Here is a 354-nt window from a genome sequence, read left to right as displayed (position 1 = left end):
TTCTCCCGGCAACGTCTTAATTCCATCGACATACAAGACTATTTCAATTCGTATCTTCTCATTTGATATTTTAGTTATTTTCCAGCTATGCATTGCCGGTTCAGAATCCCAATCAAAAGTAACAGTGTCTCTGGGTTCATCCGGTTCATTAAGACAGGGAATGAGAAGCTCAATTGCCCGTGTGAGATCAATTAATGGTTCTGATAAATACGAAGGCTCCATATAGATCTCTTTGTGTCCAATTTCAAGATAAACATCTGCCCACCCAATATTGTTAAGCGTATATGTAAGCTTCATTCTTCCACCTCCGGTTATTCTTCCAAAGCACAAGTACCGGGTCGGGTCAATCCTATT

1 protein-coding gene is annotated in these 354 nt (G+C 40.1%); it reads right to left on the bottom strand.

What is annotated here, in order from left to right:
* The coding region (locus KIH86_RS01115; RefSeq protein ID WP_223110266.1) for a hypothetical protein at positions 1-297 on the bottom strand (297 nt) is incomplete at its 3' end.
* Positions 298-354: the final 57 nt, after the last annotated feature.

Source organism: Paenibacillus sinensis, from assembly GCF_019904155.1.
In the GTDB taxonomy this organism is placed as follows: Bacteria; Bacillota; Bacilli; order Paenibacillales; family Paenibacillaceae; genus Paenibacillus_AQ; species Paenibacillus_AQ sinensis.
This window is presented reverse-complemented; position numbering and strand designations above follow the sequence as displayed.